At 73.2% G+C, this 18,916-nt stretch carries 21 protein-coding genes; 10 read left to right on the top strand and 11 right to left on the bottom strand.

Annotation, left to right across the window (positions count from 1 at the left end):
• On the bottom strand, positions 1-494 hold a 494-nt coding region (locus tag AB0C20_RS27085), incomplete at its 3' end, for a DAK2 domain-containing protein (protein ID WP_357569015.1).
• Positions 495-781: 287 nt separating this feature from the next.
• Here AB0C20_RS27085 and rpmB point away from each other — a divergent pair.
• Entirely contained in the window at positions 782-973 is a 192-nt protein-coding gene (gene rpmB, locus AB0C20_RS27080) for a 50S ribosomal protein L28 (RefSeq protein ID WP_011905179.1), read from the top strand.
• Between the two features lie 115 nt (positions 974-1,088).
• Here the strand turns inward: rpmB and AB0C20_RS27075 are convergent, their stop codons facing one another.
• Complete coding sequence (locus tag AB0C20_RS27075; RefSeq protein WP_357190158.1) at positions 1,089-1,550, bottom strand: GNAT family N-acetyltransferase; 462 nt, start codon at positions 1,548-1,550, stop codon at positions 1,089-1,091.
• Positions 1,551-1,579: 29 nt separating this feature from the next.
• A complete protein-coding gene (locus AB0C20_RS27070) occupies positions 1,580-2,569 on the bottom strand; it encodes a thiamine-phosphate kinase (protein ID WP_357190160.1) in 990 nt (329 codons plus the stop codon).
• 96 nt (positions 2,570-2,665) lie between these two features.
• Between AB0C20_RS27070 and AB0C20_RS27065 the strand changes: the two genes are divergently transcribed.
• Positions 2,666-2,899: an Lrp/AsnC ligand binding domain-containing protein gene (locus tag AB0C20_RS27065; protein ID WP_030487446.1), complete on the top strand. Its 234-nt coding sequence runs from the start codon at positions 2,666-2,668 to the stop codon at positions 2,897-2,899.
• Between the two features lie 9 nt (positions 2,900-2,908).
• Positions 2,909-3,592 carry a DUF3515 family protein gene (locus tag AB0C20_RS27060; protein ID WP_357569014.1) on the top strand — a complete coding sequence of 228 codons (684 nt, stop codon included), beginning with the start codon at positions 2,909-2,911 and terminating at the stop codon, positions 3,590-3,592.
• A 55-nt stretch (positions 3,593-3,647) separates the two neighbouring features.
• Here the strand turns inward: AB0C20_RS27060 and AB0C20_RS27055 are convergent, their stop codons facing one another.
• Together AB0C20_RS27055 and AB0C20_RS27050 are read right to left on the bottom strand one after the other, a co-directional pair.
• Positions 3,648-4,748, bottom strand: coding sequence for a D-alanine--D-alanine ligase family protein (locus tag AB0C20_RS27055; protein WP_357190165.1), 1,101 nt, complete (start codon positions 4,746-4,748; stop codon positions 3,648-3,650).
• Positions 4,749-4,943: 195 nt separating this feature from the next.
• Complete coding sequence (locus AB0C20_RS27050) at positions 4,944-5,162, bottom strand: hypothetical protein (RefSeq protein WP_030335309.1); 219 nt, start codon at positions 5,160-5,162, stop codon at positions 4,944-4,946.
• A gap of 278 nt (positions 5,163-5,440) precedes the next feature.
• Between AB0C20_RS27050 and AB0C20_RS27045 the strand changes: the two genes are divergently transcribed.
• Together AB0C20_RS27045 and AB0C20_RS27040 are read left to right on the top strand one after the other, a co-directional pair.
• Positions 5,441-6,286, top strand: coding sequence for a helix-turn-helix transcriptional regulator (locus AB0C20_RS27045; protein WP_091393087.1), 846 nt, complete (start codon positions 5,441-5,443; stop codon positions 6,284-6,286).
• Between the two features lie 5 nt (positions 6,287-6,291).
• Positions 6,292-6,492: a DUF397 domain-containing protein gene (locus AB0C20_RS27040; RefSeq protein WP_112582016.1), complete on the top strand. Its 201-nt coding sequence runs from the start codon at positions 6,292-6,294 to the stop codon at positions 6,490-6,492.
• Between the two features lie 41 nt (positions 6,493-6,533).
• Here AB0C20_RS27040 and AB0C20_RS27035 read toward each other — a convergent pair whose 3' ends face one another.
• From AB0C20_RS27035 to AB0C20_RS27015, 5 genes are all read right to left on the bottom strand, one after another.
• The gene (locus AB0C20_RS27035) at positions 6,534-7,583 is read right to left on the bottom strand and encodes an ROK family protein (protein WP_357190171.1); all 1,050 of its coding nucleotides are present in this window, start codon (positions 7,581-7,583) and stop codon (positions 6,534-6,536) included.
• Between the two features lie 195 nt (positions 7,584-7,778).
• Entirely contained in the window at positions 7,779-8,564 is a 786-nt protein-coding gene (locus tag AB0C20_RS27030) for a putative protein N(5)-glutamine methyltransferase (protein ID WP_357569013.1), read from the bottom strand.
• 8 nt (positions 8,565-8,572) lie between these two features.
• Positions 8,573-9,691: a cystathionine gamma-lyase gene (locus AB0C20_RS27025; protein WP_357569012.1), complete on the bottom strand. Its 1,119-nt coding sequence runs from the start codon at positions 9,689-9,691 to the stop codon at positions 8,573-8,575.
• An 8-nt stretch (positions 9,692-9,699) separates the two neighbouring features.
• A complete protein-coding gene (locus AB0C20_RS27020; RefSeq protein ID WP_210786417.1) occupies positions 9,700-10,707 on the bottom strand; it encodes an NAD(P)H-dependent glycerol-3-phosphate dehydrogenase in 1,008 nt (335 codons plus the stop codon).
• A gap of 76 nt (positions 10,708-10,783) precedes the next feature.
• A complete protein-coding gene (locus AB0C20_RS27015; protein ID WP_357190177.1) occupies positions 10,784-11,521 on the bottom strand; it encodes a lysophospholipid acyltransferase family protein in 738 nt (245 codons plus the stop codon).
• A gap of 128 nt (positions 11,522-11,649) precedes the next feature.
• Here AB0C20_RS27015 and cofC point away from each other — a divergent pair, with 128 nt between their 5' ends.
• The 5 genes from cofC to AB0C20_RS26990 are packed head-to-tail and all read left to right on the top strand — an operon-like array spanning position 11,650 to position 17,382.
• Positions 11,650-12,297 (top strand): 2-phospho-L-lactate guanylyltransferase, encoded by a 648-nt coding sequence (cofC, locus tag AB0C20_RS27010; protein ID WP_357190179.1) that lies wholly within the window; start codon positions 11,650-11,652, stop codon positions 12,295-12,297.
• A 58-nt stretch (positions 12,298-12,355) separates the two neighbouring features.
• Complete coding sequence (locus AB0C20_RS27005; protein WP_030335323.1) at positions 12,356-12,553, top strand: hypothetical protein; 198 nt, start codon at positions 12,356-12,358, stop codon at positions 12,551-12,553.
• Positions 12,554-12,607: 54 nt separating this feature from the next.
• The gene (locus AB0C20_RS27000; protein ID WP_357190181.1) at positions 12,608-14,971 is read left to right on the top strand and encodes an RNA degradosome polyphosphate kinase; all 2,364 of its coding nucleotides are present in this window, start codon (positions 12,608-12,610) and stop codon (positions 14,969-14,971) included.
• Positions 14,972-14,995: 24 nt separating this feature from the next.
• Complete coding sequence (locus tag AB0C20_RS26995) at positions 14,996-16,516, top strand: CYTH and CHAD domain-containing protein (RefSeq protein WP_357569011.1); 1,521 nt, start codon at positions 14,996-14,998, stop codon at positions 16,514-16,516.
• Positions 16,504-17,382: an NUDIX hydrolase gene (locus AB0C20_RS26990; protein ID WP_357190185.1), complete on the top strand. Its 879-nt coding sequence runs from the start codon at positions 16,504-16,506 to the stop codon at positions 17,380-17,382. The genes AB0C20_RS26995 and AB0C20_RS26990 overlap by 13 nt, the downstream gene beginning before the upstream one ends.
• A 27-nt stretch (positions 17,383-17,409) precedes the next feature.
• Here AB0C20_RS26990 and AB0C20_RS26985 read toward each other — a convergent pair.
• Positions 17,410-18,916, bottom strand: a 1,507-nt coding sequence (locus AB0C20_RS26985; protein ID WP_357569010.1) for an endonuclease/exonuclease/phosphatase family protein, incomplete at its 5' end; no start/stop codon positions are given.

The following is an 18,916-nucleotide window of genomic DNA, read 5'->3' as shown; positions in this document are numbered from 1 at the left end:
GCGGCGCCGGCCACCGTCGGCAGGTCGTCGCTGTCCGCGCCCTCGGCCGCGGCGGCGGCCGCCGCGACCACTGTGAGCACCGTGCCCTCGACCGGCCGGGAGACCGCCGTGTACGCGGCGGCGGTGCCGGAGCGCAACGCGGCGGCCAACTCCCTGCCACGCACCGCCGGCACCCCGGCGACCTGGTCGGCGAAACCACGCAGGATCTGCGAGAGGATGACCCCGGAATTGCCCCGCGCGCCGAGCAGCGCGCCCTGGGCCATCAGCCGCAGCGCGTGCCCGTGCGCTGTCGGCCCGCTGTCGGGGAGCGTGTCCAGATCCATGGCGAGGGCCTGCTGCGCCGAGGTGAGGGTGAGCACCAGGTTGGTGCCGGTGTCGCCGTCGGGCACCGGATAGACGTTGAGCTGGTCGATCTCGCCCTGGTGGCGCTTCAGTGCGGCCAGCCCGCTCGCGCACCAGCGGCGGACCGCGGCGGCGTCGAGGGTGTCCAGCACGGGCAGAAGCCTACTGGCGCGCACCGACACCCGTCGGACTCGTCCGGCGTGTCCTCGCCGGCCCGGGGCGGCGCTGGCCGCGGCGGGGACGAACGCCTCCGGTACCCTTGCCGCCGGGCCGGCCCACCGCTGGGCGGGCAGGTCCACGACCAGGCGTGAGCCGGGGCACGGGCGAGCGCCGGACCGGGCCGGTTGGCCGGGTCGGCGAGTCATCGGGTAACCTGACCAGGTTGCCCGGGCAGCACCTGCCGGCGACCTCATGAACGTATCAATCCCAGGAGTATCCCGTGGCTAGCGTGTGCGACGTCTGTGGCAAGGGACCGGGCTTCGGCCACAACGTGTCCCACTCGCACCGGCGGACCAACCGCCGCTGGAACCCGAACATCCAGTCGGTGCGTACCCCGGCCGGTGGCGGCAACACCAAGAAGTTGAAGGTCTGCACCTCGTGCATCAAGGCCGGCAAGGTCACCCGCGCCTGACGCGGTAGCACCCAACCTTTTCGTTCGGCTCAGCCGGCGGACCCTCGGGGTCCGCCGGCTCTGTCGTGTTCCCGGGGCAGACGCCGCACACCGGCCGCCGGGGCCGGTACGCAGGTCAGAGGGTGCGGCCGAAGGAGACGCAGCCCTCCGCGTCCTTGTAGAAGCCGAAGTTCGGGATCCGCTCGTACCCGGCGGAGCCGTACATGGCGATCGCCTCGGGCTGCTTGTCACCGCATTCCAGGACCACTCGCTTGCGCCAGTGCTCGCGCGCGGAGCGCTCGACGGCCGCCAGCACCGCACGGGCCACCCCCCGCCCCCGTGCCGCCGGGGCCGTGTACATCCGCTTCAGCTCCGCGCTGTCCGCGCCGTGGCTGCGCCAGCCACCACAGCCGACCGGCTCGCCGGCCAGGTAGGCCACCAGGAACGCGCCATTGGGCGGCTCGAACTCGGCCGCGTCCACCGGGGTGTCGTCGCCGGTGCCGCCGTAACGGGCACCGAGGTCGGCCAGTGCGGCGTGGATCAGGTGCTGCGCCACCGGCGCGTCGAACCGCACCGCCCGGATCTCGATCTCACTCACGGTGTCCAGGGTACGACCGCGGGCGGGCCTCACCGGAAGTGGTCCCACCCGGCCGGACCGTCGTAGGCGGCGCCGTCGACGGTCACGCCGGCACCGTCGGTGACCAGACCGATCGGCCGCCAGTCCGGCGGCAGCACGACCGCCGGGGGGAAGGTCGCGGCCAGCGCGTGATCGTCGCCACCAGCGAGGATCCAGGTGTACGGGTCGACGCCGAGTGCCTGCGCCGCGTCGGCCATCTGCCGGGGCACCTCGAACCCGTCGCGGCGCACGTCGATCGCCACCCCGCTGGCCGCCGAGACGTGCCCGAGGTCGGCGAGGAGCCCGTCCGACACGTCGATCATGGAGGTGGCGCCGAGTTGGGCAGCCTGCGGGCCGGCCTGGTAGGGCACCTGCGGCCGGCGGTACGCCTCGACCAGCAGCCGAGGGGTACGGAAGCCCCGGGTCAGCACGGTCAGCCCGGCTGCCGCGAACCCGGTGCGCCCGGCCAGAGCGAGCACGTCCCCCGGTCGGGCGCCCGAGCGCAGCACCGGCGGACGGCCCGCCAGGTCGCCCAGCGCGGTGACGGCGACGGTCAGGGTGGGACTGGCCGACATGTCCCCGCCGACGACGCTCGCACCTACCGTCGCCGCCTCCGCGGAGAGCCCATCGGCCAACTCCTCCGCCCAGGCGGTGTCCAGGTCCACCGGCATGCAGAGCGCGACCAGCAGGGCCGTCGGCGTGGCACCCATCGCCGCGATGTCCGCCAGGTTGGCCGCTGCCGCCCGGTGCCCGACGTCGCGGGCCGAGGACCAGTCCCGCCGGAAGTGCCGCCCGTCGACCAGCACGTCGGTGGAGGCCGCCACCCGACCGTCCGGCGCGGCCACCACCGCCGCGTCGTCGCCCGGACCGAGCAGTGTCGTCGGCCCGTACGACAGCCGGGCGGTGATCCTCCCGATCAGCCCGAACTCCCCGATCCCGGACACGCCGACGCCACCGCGGGCGTTCCGCCCGTGCTGCCCGGCTCCGCCGTGCTCGCTCACCGCTGCTCCTTGACCACCGATAGGGATCGGACCTGGTCCGTAAGGTACTTTCACCCTTCGGGCCGCTCCCGGGCGGCGACGGACGGAGGTCGAGTCGTGGTACAGGCGTACATCCTCATCCAGACCGAGGTCGGCCGCGCACGTGACGTGGCGGGTCTCATCGCGGACATCCCCGGCGTGGTGCGCGTCGACGCCGTCACCGGGCCGTACGACGTGGTCGTCCTCACCGAGGCGAACACCGTCGACGAGCTCGGCAAACTCATCGTCAGCAAGGTGCAGATGGTGCCCGGCATCACTCGCACCCTCACGTGTTCGGTGGTGCGGCTGTAAGTGGACGAGATGACGACCTCCTCCTCGGCTCTGGACGACGACAGGGCGCGCGACGCGGCCGACGGGACGTCCGAGCCGGCTGACGGTAACCGCGAGTCGGCCGATCCGGCCGCCGCCGCGCCGGCCGGCCGCGATCGGACCATGCGTGGCGCGGCCCTGCTGGCCACGTTGATCGCGCTGCCGATCACGCTGCTGGTGGCAGTGCTGGCCTTCAGCAAGCTCAGCCCGGACACGCCGGCCGCCGCGCCGACCCCCTCCGCGACCACCGCTCGGGTGCAGTCCACCACCCCGGTGGAGATGGCCGCCCCGGCGCTGGCCGCCCGCCCGGCCACTGTCTGCCGGGCCCTGCTCTCCCAGCTCCCGGCGAGCATCCGCGACCTGGCCCAGCGACCGGTCACCGCCGGCCCGGAGCAGAACGCCGCCTACGGCGACCCCGCGCTGACAGTGGCCTGCGGCGGCACCGAGCCGGCCTTCCCCAGCACCGACGAGGTCTGGACCGTCAACCGGGTCTGCTGGCACCTGGCCGAGCAGGCCGACGCGGCGGTCCTCTCCACTGTCGACCGGGAGACGCTGATCACCGTGCGCGTGCCGCGCTCGTACGAGCAGCCGTTGCAGTGGTTGCCGACGATCTCCAGCACGATCGTGGCGAGCGTGCCCTCCGGCGGCACGATCCCGTCCGGTTGCCAGCGCTGAACCCGAACCGACTCCGCCCGCGTCGGCTGACCGGCGCGGGCGGGGTTCGGACGGCTCAGTGCAGGCCGACGCCGCGCCGCTGGGCGGTACGGATCAGCCGGTTGACCAGCTTCGGGTACTCCAGGCCGGAGGCCGCCCACATCCGCGGGAACATCGACGTCGGGGTGAAGCCGGGCATCGTGTTGATCTCGTTGAGGTAGACGTCCAGCTCGGGAGTGACGAAGAAGTCGGCCCGGGCCAGACCGGCGCAGTCCAGCGCGGTGAACGCTCGGACCGCGTACTCCTGCACCTGGCGGGTCACCTTCTCCGGCAGGTTGGCCGGGATGTCGTACTCGCAGGAGTCGTCGAGGTACTTCGCCTCGAAGTCGTAGAAGTCGTGGTCCGCGACGACCCGCACCTCGGCCAGCACCGACGCCTCGGGCGTGCCGCCGGCCTCGCCCTCCAGCACACCGCACTCGATCTCGCGGCCGACGATCGCGGCCTCGATGATGACCTTCGGGTCGAACTGCCGGGCGGCGGCGACCGCCGCGTCCAGCTCGGCCCAGTCGGTGACCTTGCTGACGCCGAATGACGACCCGGCCCGGGACGGCTTGACGAAGACCGGCAGGCCGAGCCGCTCCTTGTCCTGCTCGCCGAGCGTCATGCCGTTGCGCAGCACTGCGTACGTGCCGACCGGGATGCCCTCGACGGCACAGAGCTTCTTGGTGAACTCCTTGTCCATGGCGGCCGCGGAGGCGAACACGTTCGCCCCGACGTAGGGAATGCCGGCCATCTCCAGCATTCCCTGGATGGTGCCGTCCTCACCGTAGGTGCCGTGCAGCACCGGGAAGACCACGTCCACGTCGGCCAGCGCCCGGGGGCCCTCGGTCGGGTCGAGCACCATCAGTCCGTTGCCGGTGGGGTCGGCGCGCAGCACGATGTCGTCACCCGAGTCGGCGGTGATCTCCGGCAGCTGACGGGCGTTGATCGCGAGCTGGGCGGGGTCTCCGTTGGTCAGCACCCACTGGCCGGCCCGGGTGATGCCCACCGGGACCACCTCGAACTCGTCCGGGTCGAGTGCGCCGAACACGCTGCCGGCGCTGACGCAGGAGATGCCGTGCTCCGGGCTGCGGCCGCCGAAGACGATCGCCACGCGGGTCTTGCCTGGGGTGGTCACTCCGGTCACCTCTTCGTACGCGACTGCGGCTGGTCGTGCTCGCCGGTGGCGCTCACCCGGTTGACCTTACTGTGCGTGGCCGCGGGGCGAGGCGATACCCGGCGAGCCACGGCACGACACGGCAAACAGTCAGGAAAGGATATACGGTGTGTAATCGGACGGTAGCGGTGCCACGGACCGCTGACCTGGGGCTGTTCAGTCCCGGGAGTGCCGGCGGCCGACGGCGATCACCTTCACCCGCTGCCGGCCGGCTCGCACCATGCCCAGCGCCATGAAAGCTCCGGCGATGCGGTCGGCGGCCTCCCGGCTGCTGGCGCCGACGACCTGCCGGCGCCGCTCCGGCGCGACCCGCTCGTTGCGGTTGACGCCCTCGACGGGGCGCACATCGGTGAGCACCACGAGGAAGCGGGTCATCGCACTCCGCCCGAGGGTACGGCGGGGGGCTCCGGGCGGGTTCGCACGTCGTCTCCTTCCGGCAGGCCGGGGTGGAGGGGCGGCACGCGACGATCGGGTACGGGGGAGAAACCCGATCGCCGCGCGCCCCATCCCCTCCGGTCGCTCACCACCACCGTCGCCACGACAACCGGCGGTGAGGACGCGATAACAGATTGACACGTGTATAGGCGTGAATGCAACTCCCATCGACGTTCTCTCATGCAGACGTTCCCGCAAATGTATGCGACCATCGATGCATGGCTCCGAAGACCGCCCGCGCCCGCCGGCTCGGCATCGCCCTGCGCCACCACCGGGAAGCCGCCGGGCTGACGCTGGAGACCGCGGCGGATGAGATCAACAGCACCCGCAGCACCCTCTCCCGCTACGAGAACGCCCAGACCCTGATCAGCCCGGCCACCGTGCGCGCCCTACTCACGTCGTACGGGGTGAGTGCCGAGGAGGTGGCCGCGGCGGTGCAGCTCGCCAAGGACGCCCGCAAGCCCGGCTGGTGGGTGTCGTACTCCTACCTGCTGGATCCGCGCACCATCGACTTCATCGCGCTGGAGGCCGAGGCGACAGCCATCGCCAACTTCGAGCCCTCGGTGGTGCCCGGCCTGTTGCAGACCGCCGACTACATCCGTGGCGTGATGCGCGGCGGGCCGCACACCCTCGGCGACGACCTGGTGGAGCAGCGGGTCAAGATCCGGCTCGACCGACAACAGCGGCTCACCGCCGACCAACCGCCCATCCTCGACGCGATCATCGACGAGGGCGCGCTGCTACGGCCGGTCGGTGACCAGTCGGTGATGAACGGGCAACTACGGCACCTGGTCAAGATGGCCGAGCTGCCGAACATCAGCGTCCAGGTGATCCCGCTCTCCGCCGGCTACCACCGGGGCACCCGGGGTTCCCTGCACATCCTCGAGTTCGCCGACCCGGAGGACCCGATCATCGCGTCGGTGGAGACCGTTGCGGGTCAGATGATCCTCGACCGCGCCGGCGAGACGCGTACCTGCACCAAGATCATGGAGCATCTCCGAAGCGTGGCGCTCAGCCCGGCGGACAGCCGCGAGATGCTCCTGTCAGTCCTGAAGGGACGGTAGGACCGATGACCCCGATGATCACAGCGGCCTTGGCCGCGGCGCGCTGGCGCAAGAGCAGCCGCAGCGGCGACGAAGGCGCCTGCGTGGAGGTGGCCGCGATCCCGCGGCTCGTTGCCGTGCGCGACTCCAAGGACCCGGCCGGCCCGGCTCTGCTGTTCCCAACGGCGGCCTGGGCCGCCTTCGCCCAGGCGCCACCGCAGCGCTGACCACAGGTGCCGAGCCGGTGCGGGCCGAGGCCCGCGCCGGCTCAGGCAACCAGCGGGCGGGGCTCCGGAACGGCGCGTAGCGCCTCCAGCGCGGCGATCGCGACGCCTCGGGCGCCGGCCATGTCCCGATCCGGTACCAGGGCGAAGGTGGCCACCGCCGCCTGCTCCTCGCGGAGCACAGTGTGCTCCCGGACCGTCGCCAGGAACCAGTCGCGGAACTCCGGCGCCGCCTCCACCACTCCGCCGCCGACGAAGTACGCGTGCGGGTCGGTGAAGTTCGCGGCGACGGTGAACAGCCGCCCCAACGCCATCGCCTGCTGGGTGAACAGGTCCCGCGCGAGGGCGTCCTCGCGCTCGCCGTACCCCCGGACCAGCTTGGCCGCCCGGGCCACCGGCTCGGCCGCGAGCGGGTGGCCCGGGTACCGGGTCAGCCAGTACGGCAGCAGGTTGCGTTCGATGCCGGTCAGCGAGGCGACGCTCTCGACGTCTCCGGTGAAGCCGCAGGCACAGGTGGGCTCCGGCTGACCCGGGCCGAGCAGCCCGCTCAGCGGAATGTGCACGTGGCCCAGCTCCCCCGCCATCCCGGCCGCACCGGCGATCACCCGACCGCTCTCGACCACACCGCCACCGAGGCCGGTGCCGACGATCGCGGACACCGACGAGCGGTTCATCGCGTCGGCGCCGAAGTGGACGTGGTGGGCGTAGAGCGCCGCCGCGTTGCCGTCGTTGTGGTAGATCACCGGCAGGCCGAGCCGTCGCTCCAGCGCCCCTCGCACGTCGAAGCCGCGCCAGGCCGGCTGGGAGAAGTTGGTGGAGCCCCGCGACGAGATGACGCCCTCGGCGCTGGCCGGGCCGGGAGTGTCCAGCCCGACCGCCTGGACCAGGTCACGCGGCACGCCGGTCTGCGCCAGTGCGCCGTCCAGCGCCACTGCCAACGCCTCGATCGCCGCTTCCGGCCCGGCCCGCACCTCGCTGGGGATCTCCAACAGCCCGTCCACCAGGAAGCGGCCGTCCACCGTCAGCACTGTGGCGTTGTTGCTGGTGCCGCCGTTGTCCAGCCCGACGACCACCGGCACCCCTGCGCTGCCCACCGAAACCGCCTCCCGCCGTCGTGAGTGTGAGCCGAGGCTAGTGCCAACCCCGCTCCCCCGCCATGCCCGGGCAGCCCCAGCCGGGCGTGCACCAACCGCTCCGCACTCCGCCACCGTCGATCAAGGAGTTGTGGTGGGGGATGGAACACCCGTTATGGCGCTTACCGGGCACCACAACTCCATGATCGACCCGGGTCAGGGGCGGCGGGCGCTTATCGCGGTGGCGTCCAGGTCTTCGTCGTGGTGCACCGTGGGCATCAGGCCGGCTTCCTCGAACGCGGCGCAGAGTGTGTCGACCTGGGTGGTGCCGGCTTCGACCACCAGGTGGCCGCCGGGGGTCAGCCACCCGGCCGCGTCGGCGCCGACCCGGCGCAACACGGAGAGCCCGTCCGGGCCGCCGTCGAGCGCCACCGGAGCCTCGTGCAGTCGCGCCTCCGGCGGCATCAGCGCGACAGCGTCGGTCGGCACGTACGGGGCGTTGGCGACCACCAGGTCCAGCCGGCCCCGCCACTGTCGGGGCAGCGGCGCGAAGAGGTCACCCTCGTACACCTCGACCTCCAACCCGACGACGTTGCGGCGCGCACACGCCACAGCCGCCGGGTCGATGTCGGCGGCGGCCAGCCAGCGCGGCGCGAGCCGGTGTGCCAGCGCGACGGTGGTGGCCCCGGAGCCGCAGCACAGGTCGACCACGGCCGGCGCCGCGCCGGTCAGGTCGGCCGCGACCTCGACCAGCAGGGCGGTCCGGGCCCGGGGCACGAAGACGCCCTCGTCGACGGCTATCCGCAGGCCGCAGAACTCCGCCCAGCCGAGCAGGTACTCCAACGGTTCGCCGGCCACCCGACGGTCGGTCAGGTCCGCCAACGCCGCAGGGCTGTGCGCGGCGGCCAGCAGCAGCTCGGCCTCGTCCTCGGCGTAGACGCAACCGGCGGCCCGCAACCGACCCACCAGGGCGGCCCGGTCGGTGCGGAAAGGGAGCGCCATGGGAGACGTCAGACCGGCCCCGCCACATCCAACGCGGCGGCGATGTCGGCCACCAGGTCCGCGGTGTCCTCAGCGCCGCAGGAGAGCCGGACGAAGCCGGGAGCGGTGTCGTCGCCCCACTGCGCCCGCCGGTCGGCAGTGGTGTGCAGGCCACCGAAGGAGGTCGCCGCCGCCACCAGCGTGGCGGCCTCGACGAATCGGCCCACCCGGTCAGCGTCGCCCAGGTCGAACGAGAGCACCCCCGGTATCCGGCGCATCTGCGCCGAGGCCACCCGGTACGCCGGGTCCTCCGGCCGCCCCGGCCACCGCAGGCCGGTCACGTCCGACCGGCCCGCGAGCAGGTCCACGACAGCGGCGGCGTTGGCGCTCTGCCGCGCCAGCCGCAGGTCGAGAGTGGCCAGTGACCGGTGAGCCAGCCAGGCGTCGAACGCGCCCGGAACCGCCCCGGTGGTGGTACGCCAGGTCGTCACCGCGTCGATCAGCTCGGTGGACCGGCTGGCCAGGTAGCCCAGCAGCAGGTCGGAGTGGCCGGTGAGCGCCTTCGTTCCGGAGGCGACCACAAGGTCGGCACCGAGATCCAGCGGACGCTGTCCGAGCGGGGTGGCTGTGGTGTTGTCCACGGCGAGCAGCGCGCCGGCCGCGTGCGCCCGCTCGGCCAGGGCCGCCACGTCGACCACGTCGAGGCCCGGGTTGGCGGGCGTCTCCACCAGCACCAGCCGAACGCCCTCGAACGACGGGTACGGCCCGACGGTCGGCGCGAACAGCACCCGGACGCCGATCGCCTCCAGCACACCGGTGGCGAACGCCCGGACCGGGAAGTATCCGTCGGTGGGGAGCACCACCGTGTCCCCCGGCCGCAGCAGTGTGAGCAGCAGGCCGGTGATGGCCGCCTGACCGGTCGAGAAGACCCGGCAGTCACCGCCCTCCAGCTCGCCCACCGCCGCCTCCAGCAGCCGGCGGGTCGGGTTGTCGGGGCGGCCGTAGCCGTTCGGCGACGTGCCCTGACCCTCGAACGGGTCGAGGTGGTACGGCGCGGCGAAGACCGGCCCGGGTAGGAACGGGTCCCCCGGTGCGGGCTCGGGCAGGCCGGCACGGACGCAGCGGGTGCCGTCCCCCCACTCGCTCATCGGGTCCGTCACTCGTACGACTCCGGTTTGGCGGTGCGGCTCATCAGGGTCTCCACGGCGAGGCGCGGGTCCATCCCCTCGTGACAGATCCGCTCGACGTGCTCGGTGATCGGCATCTCCACGCCGTGCGCACGGGCCAGGTCGCGGATCGCCAGGCAGCTCTTCACGCCCTCGGCGGTCTGCCGGGTGGCGGTCTGGGCCTGCTCCAGCGTCTCGCCCCGGCCCAGATGCTCGCCGAAGGTGCGGTTGCGGGCCAGCGGGGACGAGCAGGACGCGACCAGGTCGCCCATGCCGGCGAGGCCGGCGAAGGTGATCGGGTCCGCGCCGAGCGCCACGCCAAGTCGGGCCGTCTCGGCCAGCCCACGGGTCATCAGCATGGCTCGGGTGTTGTCGCCGAAACCCATAGCGGTGGCGATGCCGTACGACAGGGCGATCACGTTCTTGACCGCCCCGCCCAGCTCACAGCCGATCACGTCGTCGTTCGTGTAGGGGCGCAGGTACGGCGTCCGGATCGACGACTGGACGAGCGTGGCGCGGGCGCTGTTCGTCCCGGCGACCACTGTCGCGGCGGGCTGCTCGGCGGCGATCTCCGGGGCCAGGTTCGGGCCGGACACGACTACCACCCGATCCGCGGCGACCCCGGCGGTCTCCACGATGACCTCGCTCATCCGCTTGGTGGTGCCCAGCTCGATGCCCTTCATCAGCGACACCAGGGTGCTATCCGGGTGCAGGTGCCCGGCCCACTCGGCGAGGTTGCCGCGCAGGGTCTGCGACGGCACGGCCAGCACCACCACCTCGGCACCGGTGATCGCCTCGGCGGCGTCGGCGGTGGCGGTGACGCGGGCCGGGAGCAGCAGGTCGGGCAGGTACTCCGGATTGCGGCGCTCGGTCCGGATGCTCTCGGCGACCGGCGCCCGGCGGGCCCACACCGTCACGTCCCGCCCCGCGTCCGCGAGGATCTTGGCGAACGCGGTACCCCAGGAACCGGCGCCGAGCACTGCGACGTGACCGCTCATGCCGCCGCTCCGCTTCGCTTCGCGACGGCCTGAGCGACACGGCAACTGAGCCAGACGATTCGCTCGCTTCGCTCGCTCATGCCGCTTCGTCCCGCTGCTCGCGGCCGACGGAGGACCGGGCCGGTCGCTCCCACAGTGGCGGCGGGGTACCGCCACGGATCTCGGCGAGCATGTCCCGCAGCCGCAACATGATGGTGTCCGTCATCTCCTCGAGGGTGTCCCGGGTCGGCTGGGCGTCCGCCCACCGGCTCAGGTCGATCGGCTCCCCGGCGGTAACGGTCACCGGGATCCGGGGGCGCAGGCTGACACGGGTCGTCCGCGGGTCGAAGATCCGTTCCGGCCCCCACATCACCACCGGTACGACCGGGGCGCCGGTGGCCAGGGCCAGCCGGGCCGCACCGGTCTTGGCCTTCATCGGCCAGAGCTCCGGCTGTCGCGTGGTGGTGCCCTCAGGGTAGATCACGACCGCGCCGCCCTCGTCGAGCGCGGCGACCAGTGCGTCCAGCGAGCGGACCGCGTCCACGCTGCCCCGTTCGACCGGGATCTGCCGGCACCGGTGCAGGATCCAGCCGACCACCGGCACCCGGAACACGCTGGCCTTGCCCAGGTACTGCGGCCAGCGCCCGGAGTCGTAGATGAAGTGCGCCGACACCAGCGGGTCGGCGTGGGAGATGTGGTTCGCCACGATGATCATGCCGCTGTCGCCGTGGAGATGTTCCTGACCACGCCAGGTACGCCGGGTCCAGACGGTCATCACCGGCTTCACCAGCCACACGGCGAACCGTTGCCAGAACCCCAGCCTCCGCCGTGCCACTGTGCCTCCTCTTCGCGCCCCGACCCCGCCGCGAAATCCCGCCCGCGACGCCCGCAGCGGAAATCATGCCTGCTCGCCCCCGGTACGGCCAGCGAGGGGCCCGGCGTCCGGCTGGCAGGATTGCGGACGTGACTCAGCCGAGGTGGGCCGTGGTGGTGCCGGTGAAGCGGCTGGCCGTGGCGAAGAGCCGGCTGCGGGGCGCGCTGACCGGCGTACCGCACGAGGAGTTGGCGCTGGCCCTGGCGGCCGACACGCTCCGCGCGGTGCTGGCCTGCCCGGCGGTCGCCGAGGCCCTGGTGGTGACCGACGACGCCCGGGTGGCGGCGGCGGCGCGGGACGCCGGCGCGCGAGTGCTGCCGGACGAGCCGGACGCCGGCCTGAACGCCGCGTTCCGGCACGGGGCGGCCACTGCCGCCGCCGGGTGGGTGGCCGGGATCACCGCGGATGTGCCGGCGCTGCGCCCGGCCGAGTTGGCCGGTGCGCTGCTCGCGGCACAGAACGGTCGACAGGGGGTACGCCGGTTCCTGCCGGACGCCCCCGGCGGGGGCACTGTGCTGCTCACCGCCGGCCCGGGTGTGCCGCTGGATCCGCGTTTCGGCGTGGGCTCGGCGGTCGCGCACGCGGCGAGCGGGGCGCTGCCACTCGACGGCGACTGGCCCAGCCTGCGCCGGGACGTGGACACCGCCGCGGACCTGGCCGCCGCCGCCCGGCTCGGGCTGGGGCCGCGCACTGCCGCACTGGTGGCCGTCGGTCGCCCCGCCCGCGCCGCAGGCTGAGCCGCCCGGTGGGCTGAGCCCGCGCCACCGGGTGAACCGCCGGGTGTACGGTGCCAGCATGCAGGGCACTGTGGCCAGCTACGACGCGGCGACGCGCAGCGGCGTCCTGCTGCTCGACGACGGCACCGAGATGCGCTTCCCCGCCCGGGCCTTCGACGCCTCCGGGCTGCGGCTTCTCCGGCTCGGGCAGCGGGTCCGCATCGACACCGATCCCGACGGCGAGGTTGTCCGGGTGACATTGCCGACGATGATCTGACCCGGCGAGCCCAAGTTCATTTTGCGTTAACCGTAATCGGGTGATTATGAGCGGGTGAGCACCCCTCGCGAGCAACCCGCCCAGCCGCCCGCCACCGACCTCCGCAACGGCTCCCGTACGCGCGGCACCGATGGGCGCTTCCGCCCGTCCCGCGCCGAACGTGCCGGTGCCGCCCGCGCCGACACGCTCGCCGACGATCCCGGTGCCGCCTCCTCCGGGCTGGACGAGGTCATCGACCCCGCCCCGACCATCGAGGCGGACGGCCCGACCGCCGGTGGCGTCCACCAGGTCCTGCCGGACGACCTGCCGACCGGTGCCGCACCTGAGGACGACGACGAGCCCCCGGCGGCCCCGCCGCTGCCCGAGGACCGGTTCCTCAACCGGGAGCTGTCCTGGCTCGACTTCAACGCCCGGGTGCTCACCCTGGCCGAGGACCAGGGCACCCCGCTGCTGGAGCGGGCCAAGTTCCTGGCCATCTTCGCCAGCAATCTCGACGAGTTCTACATGGTGCGCATCGCCGGGCTGAAGCGGCGGCTCTCCGCCGGCCTGCCGGTGCGCGGCGGCGACCGGCTGCCCCTGCGTACGCAGTTGGAGCTGATCGCCGAGCGGACCGCCGCGCTGGGCGCTCGGCACGCCGCCTGCTTCGTCGACGACGTGCTGCCCAAGCTGGCCGACGAGGGCATCCGCATCCTGCGCTGGGGCGAGCTGGGCGACGGCGAACGGGAGCGGCTGCGCACCTACTTCCGGGAGCACATCTTCCCGGTGCTGACCCCGCTCGCTGTGGACCCGGCGCACCCGTTCCCGTACATCTCGGGGCGGTCGCTGAACCTGGCGGTGGCGGTTCGTGACCCGGACGGCGGTTCGGAGCTTTTCGCCCGGGTGAAGGTGCCCAACAACGTCCCCCGCTTCGTCCGGGTGGACCGGGACCAGCCGGGCGTCCGGATGTTGCCGGTGGAGGACCTGATCTCGGTGCACCTGGGGCAGCTGTTCAGCGGCATGCAGGTGGTCGAGTGCCACCTGTTCCGGGTCACCCGCAACGCCGAGGTGGAGGTCGACGAGGACCGCGACGAGGATCTGCTCCAGGCCCTGGAACGGGAGTTGGCCCGACGGCGGTTCGGTCCCCCGGTCCGCCTGGAGGTCGCCGCGTCCATCTCCGAGCACATGTTGGAGTTGCTCGTCCGCGAGCTGGACATGGACGACCAGGACGTGCTGCGGGTGCCCGGCCTACTCGACCTGTCCGCGCTGTGGCAGGTCTACGGCGAGGCGGACCGGCCGGACCTGAAGGACCCGCCGTTCGTGCCGGCGACCCATCCTCGGCTCGCCGAGGGCGAGGTGCCGCGCAGCGTCTTCTCCACACTGCGCGACGGGGACATCCTCGTGCACCACCCGTACCACTCGTTCGCCACCAGCGTGCAGCGCTTCATCGAGCAGGCCGCCGCCGACCCGAACGTGCTGGCCATCAAGCAGACCCTCTACCGGACCAGCGGCGACTCACCGATCGTCGACGCCCTCGTCGACGCGGCCGCCGCCGGCAAGCAGGTGGTGGTGCTGGTGGAGGTGAAGGCCCGCTTCGACGAGGTGGCAAACATCGGCTGGGCCCGCACGCTGGAACGCGCCGGCTGCCACGTCGTGTACGGCCTGGTCGGCTTGAAGACGCACTGCAAGACCGCGCTGGTGGTCCGACAGGAGGGCAACCAGATCCGTCGCTACTGCCACATCGGCACCGGCAACTACCACCCGAAGACGGCCCGACTGTACGAGGACTTCGGCATGCTCACCGCCGACCCGGAGATCGGCGCCGACCTCACCGACCTGTTCAACGTGCTCACCGGCTACAGCCGGCAGACCGCGTACCGGCGGTTGTTGGTCGCCCCGCAGGGCATCCGCAGCGGCCTCATCGAACGGATCGAGCGGGAGATTTCACACGTCCGCCTGGGCATGCCCGGCCTGGTCCAGTTCAAGGTCAACTCCCTGGTCGACGAGGGGGTGACCGACGCGCTGTACCGCGCCTCCCAGGCCGGCGTCCACGTCGACCTGCTCATCCGGGGCATGTGCACGCTGCGCCCGGGAGTGCCGGGGCTGTCGGAGAACATCAGGGTCCGCTCGATTCTCGGCCGGTTCCTGGAACACTCCCGGGTCTTCCGGTTCGGCAACAACGGTGAGGCCGAGTTCTGGATGGGCTCGGCCGACCTCATGCACCGCAACCTGGACCGTCGGGTGGAGGCGCTGGTGCAGGTGAGCGACCCGATCGCCCGCGCCGAGTTGGACCACGTGCTCGCCGCCGCGATGAGCCCCGAAGTGGACGCGTTCGAGCTGGCCGGCGACGGGACCTGGACCCGGCGTACCGGCGGTGACAACGCCGCCCGGGCCCATCTGCAGGAACTGCTGCTGCGCCGCGTCGGTGGCACGGCCAGCTGACCGCGCAGCGCATAGGCTGAGCTGATGGTCGAGGAGGAGCAGAAGTACGAGGTGGACGACGCCTATGTGCTGCCGGACCTGGCCGGCACGGCCCCGGCCGGCGGTCGGGTCCGGGCGCTACCACCGGTGACGCTGGTCGCCCGCTATCTCGACACTGTCGACCTGCGGCTGGCCCGCGCCGGTGCCTCGCTGCGCCACCGCAAGGGCGACGAACTGCCCTGGACTGTGAAACTACCGACCGGGACGCCGGGCGTGCGGCATGAGATCTCCCGTCCCGGGCCGAAGGGGCAGCCGCCTCCGGAGCTGGTGGAGTTGGTCACCGTCCTGCACCGGGGGGCGCCGCTGGCCCCGGTGACTGTGGTGCGGACGGCGCGGCACGCGTACGAGGTGTGTGACCGGGCCGGCACCGTCCTCGCCGAGGTGGTGGACGACCGGGTGACGGTGCTCGACGATTCCGGCGGCACCACCGACACGTTTCGCGAGGTGGAGGTGGAGCTGAAGGCCGGCGACCGGAAGCTGCTCGACCGGGTCGGCGGGGTGCTGCGCGAGGCTGGCGCCCAGGGAGGGTCGTTCACGCCGAAGCACGTACGGGCGCTGGGCGAGACGGCGCAGGCCGATCCGGACCTGGTCGCACCGGCCGGGCTGACCGCCGAGCCGAGCGCCGGTGACGTGGTGACCGAGTCGCTACGCAAGGAGATTCGCCGGCTGTTGGCGCACGACCCGCTGGTCCGGCTGCGCGCCCCGGCCGCCGGTGGCGACACTGCGGTGCATCAGATGCGGGTGGCCTGCCGACGCCTGCGCAGTGATCTGCGTACCTTCAAACCGTTACTGCGAAGGACCTGGTCCCGACCGCTGCGCACCGAGCTGCGCTGGTTGGCCGACGTGCTCGGCGCGGCCCGCGACGCCGAGGTGCTGCGCGCGCGGCTGCGCCGTACCGCCGACGCCGATCCGTTGAGCCCGCTCGACCGGGGCGCTGTGGATCGACTCGACGAGGTGCTCGCCGAACGGCAGCGGCGGGCGCTCACCGCCATCGACGAGATGCTGCGCTCCGCGCGCTACCTGGCTCTGGTGGACTCCCTGGTGCTGGCCGCCCGCGCACCCCGGTTCACCCGCCGGGCGGCAGCGCCGGCAGCGCAGGCGCTACCCGCGCTGGTGGCCCGCCCCTGGCGGCGGTTGACCGGGCCGGACGGCGTCGGCGGGCTCGACGCGCAGTCGCCGGACGAGCGCTGGCACGCCGTCCGCAAGGAGGGCAAGCAGACCCGGTACGCGGTAAACGCGGTGGCCCCGACGGTCGGCAAGGGCGCACGGCGGCTGTCCCGCGCACTGGCCAGGGTGCAGGACGTGCTCGGCGAGCACCAGGACGCGGCGGTGGCGGCCGACACCTGGCTGGAGATCGCCGCCGAGCGGCCGGACGACCACGAACTGGCGGTCACCGCCGGGCGGCTGGCCGAGCGGGAACGCCAGTCGGTACGCCGGACGCGGGGTCTCCTCCCGGCCGCCTGGCACCGGGCCACCCGGCGACAGCGCACCAGTTGGCTGCCGTGACGGGCATTCGGGCGGCGGGCGGGGTGGCCTGGCGGCCGACCGACGACGGCGTACGCGTCTGCGTTGTGCACCGCCCCCGTTACGGCGACTGGACGCTGCCGAAGGGCAAGCTGGAGCCGGGCGAGCCCGCGCTGGCCGCGGCGGTCCGTGAGGTGGCCGAGGAGGCCGACGTGCGGGGCGTGCCGCAGGTGCGGCTGCCGTCGGTGCGGTACCGCAGCGAGGGGCAACCCAAGCTGGTCGACTACTGGTCGATGCTCGCTGTGGCCAGCGGCGGTTTCCAACCGGACACCGAGGTGGACGACATCCGCTGGCTCGCTGTGGACGACGCGATCCGGTTGGTCAGCTACCCGCACGACGCCGAGGTGTTGGCGGCGTTCGCCGCGCTGCCGTCGGTAACGGCGACTGTCGCGCTGGTCCGGCACGCGCACGCCGGGAAGCGGGCCACCTGGTCCGGCCCGGACGTCGGGCGCCCCCTGGACGCCGAGGGGTGGGCCCAGGCGAGCACGCTGGCCGAGCTGATCGCCCTGATCCGGCCGGCCCGACTGGTGTCGGCGTCGCCGCGACGGTGCGTGCAGACACTCGACCCGGCCGCCGCGTTGCTCGACCTGCCGATCGAGGTCTGCGGCGACCTGGACGAGCCACAACCCGGTCAGCAGAGCGACGAGCAGATCCTCGCCACCGCCGCCCGGCTGCTGGAGCTGGCCGGCGCCGGTGGGCAGTCGGCGGTGTGCAGCCAGGGCAAGGTCCTGCCGGGCGCCCTGGAGCGGCTGACCGGCCGCACCGACGAGGACTTCACCACCCCGAAGGGCGGCGGCTGGCTGCTCGCCTTCGCCGCCGACCGGCTGCTGGCCGCCGATCGCCTGTAGGGCCCGCGTTCGACGGGCCCGGCCTGGTCAGCGGGGCGGCAGGGTCACTGTCACCGCGACCGGCAGGTGATCGCTGGCGGTGCTGCGCGGCGCGACCGGATCACTCGGGGTCAGGCCGGGCGAGACGAAGATGTGGTCGATCTGCTGGCGCGGGTCGTCCGCCGGGCTGGTCGCCAGCGGTCGGGCGGCGGCAAACGCGTCGACCAGGCCGGCCTTGGTGAACTCCGCGAACGCTTCGTCGCCCGGCTCGGTGTTCAGGTCACCCGCCACCACCAGCGGCCGACCGGCCGCGTACCGGGTGGCGAAGTCGGCGACCGCGCGGGCCTGGACCACCGGGCCCTTGCCGGGCGGCGGTTGCAGGTGGGTGCTGACCACCGTGGTACGGACACCGTCGCCGAGGTCCAGAGTGACGGCGAGGGCCTGCGCTCCGGTGGGCGCGCCGACGGCGGCCAGCGGGAGGGTCCGCGGATCGCGTACCGGCCAACGGCTGAGCACCGCGTCACCCCAGACCGGGTCGGCGGCCGGCCCGAAGACGTACGGCATGGCGAGCCGGTCGGCCAACAGGTCCAGGGTGTCGTGCCCACCGTTGAGCAGCCACGCCCGGTCCACCTCGCTGAGCAGCACCACGTCGGGCCGCTGCCGTTCGACGACCTGGGCGAGGCCGGCCAGGTCGAACCGGCCGTCCAGCCCGAACCCCATCCGGATGTTGTACGCCACCACCGTCAACCGTTCCGGTGGGCCGTCGCGGTTGCTGGCCACCGGCACCTCGTCGGCGAGCACCGGTGCCAGCAGGGCCAGCGCGGTGACCGCGGCCGCGGCCCGGAGCGGCGGAAACGGCCCGGGAAGCCGGTCGGCGACGGGGCGGGCGGTGAACGCCACGGCGGCGATCAGCACGGCCACCACCACCGGCACCGCCGCGTTGGGGTAGCCGAGGTCGTAGGCCGAGTAGTAGCCGACCGCCCCGAGCGCGAAGACGAGCATCCCGGCGGCGACCGCGTACCCCCGCCGTGGGGCGCTGGTGCCACCAGCGGTATCGGCGCTCGCGGTATCGGCTGCTGGCTGGCTGGTGTCGTCGGTCAACGCGAGGCAGGCGCCGAGGCCTACCGCGGCGAGGAGGATGGCCGGCAGGAGCAGGTCGCCCCGGTCGAGGGCGAACAGCACAGCGCCGGCGAGCAGCGCCACCGGGCCGTACGCCCGGCCCCACCCACGGGGCGGCCGGGTCAACGCGGCACACAGGAACCCGGCGACCGCCACCGGCACCGGCGCCAGGCCGAACAGCGGCGAACGAGCCACCCCGTCCCCGGCGACCAGGTACGACATCCCGGTTCGAGCCAGCGCCGGGGAGAGCGCCACCATCCCGGCCAACAGCAGCGCCGGCCCGGCCAGCAGCCAGGCGCGGCCACCACCGGGGCCGGCAGCGGCGTCAGCGGGGCCGACAGCGACCTGCTCGTACGCGCCGGTCAGGGTGATCGTGGTGAAGGCGTCGGCGGGCGGCAGCGCCCCATGGCGACCGAGCGGCAGCCGGTAGAGCACC

The organism is Micromonospora sp. NPDC048843, from assembly GCF_040649965.1.
Classification (GTDB): domain Bacteria; phylum Actinomycetota; class Actinomycetes; order Mycobacteriales; family Micromonosporaceae; genus Micromonospora; species Micromonospora hortensis.
This window is presented reverse-complemented; position numbering and strand designations above follow the sequence as displayed.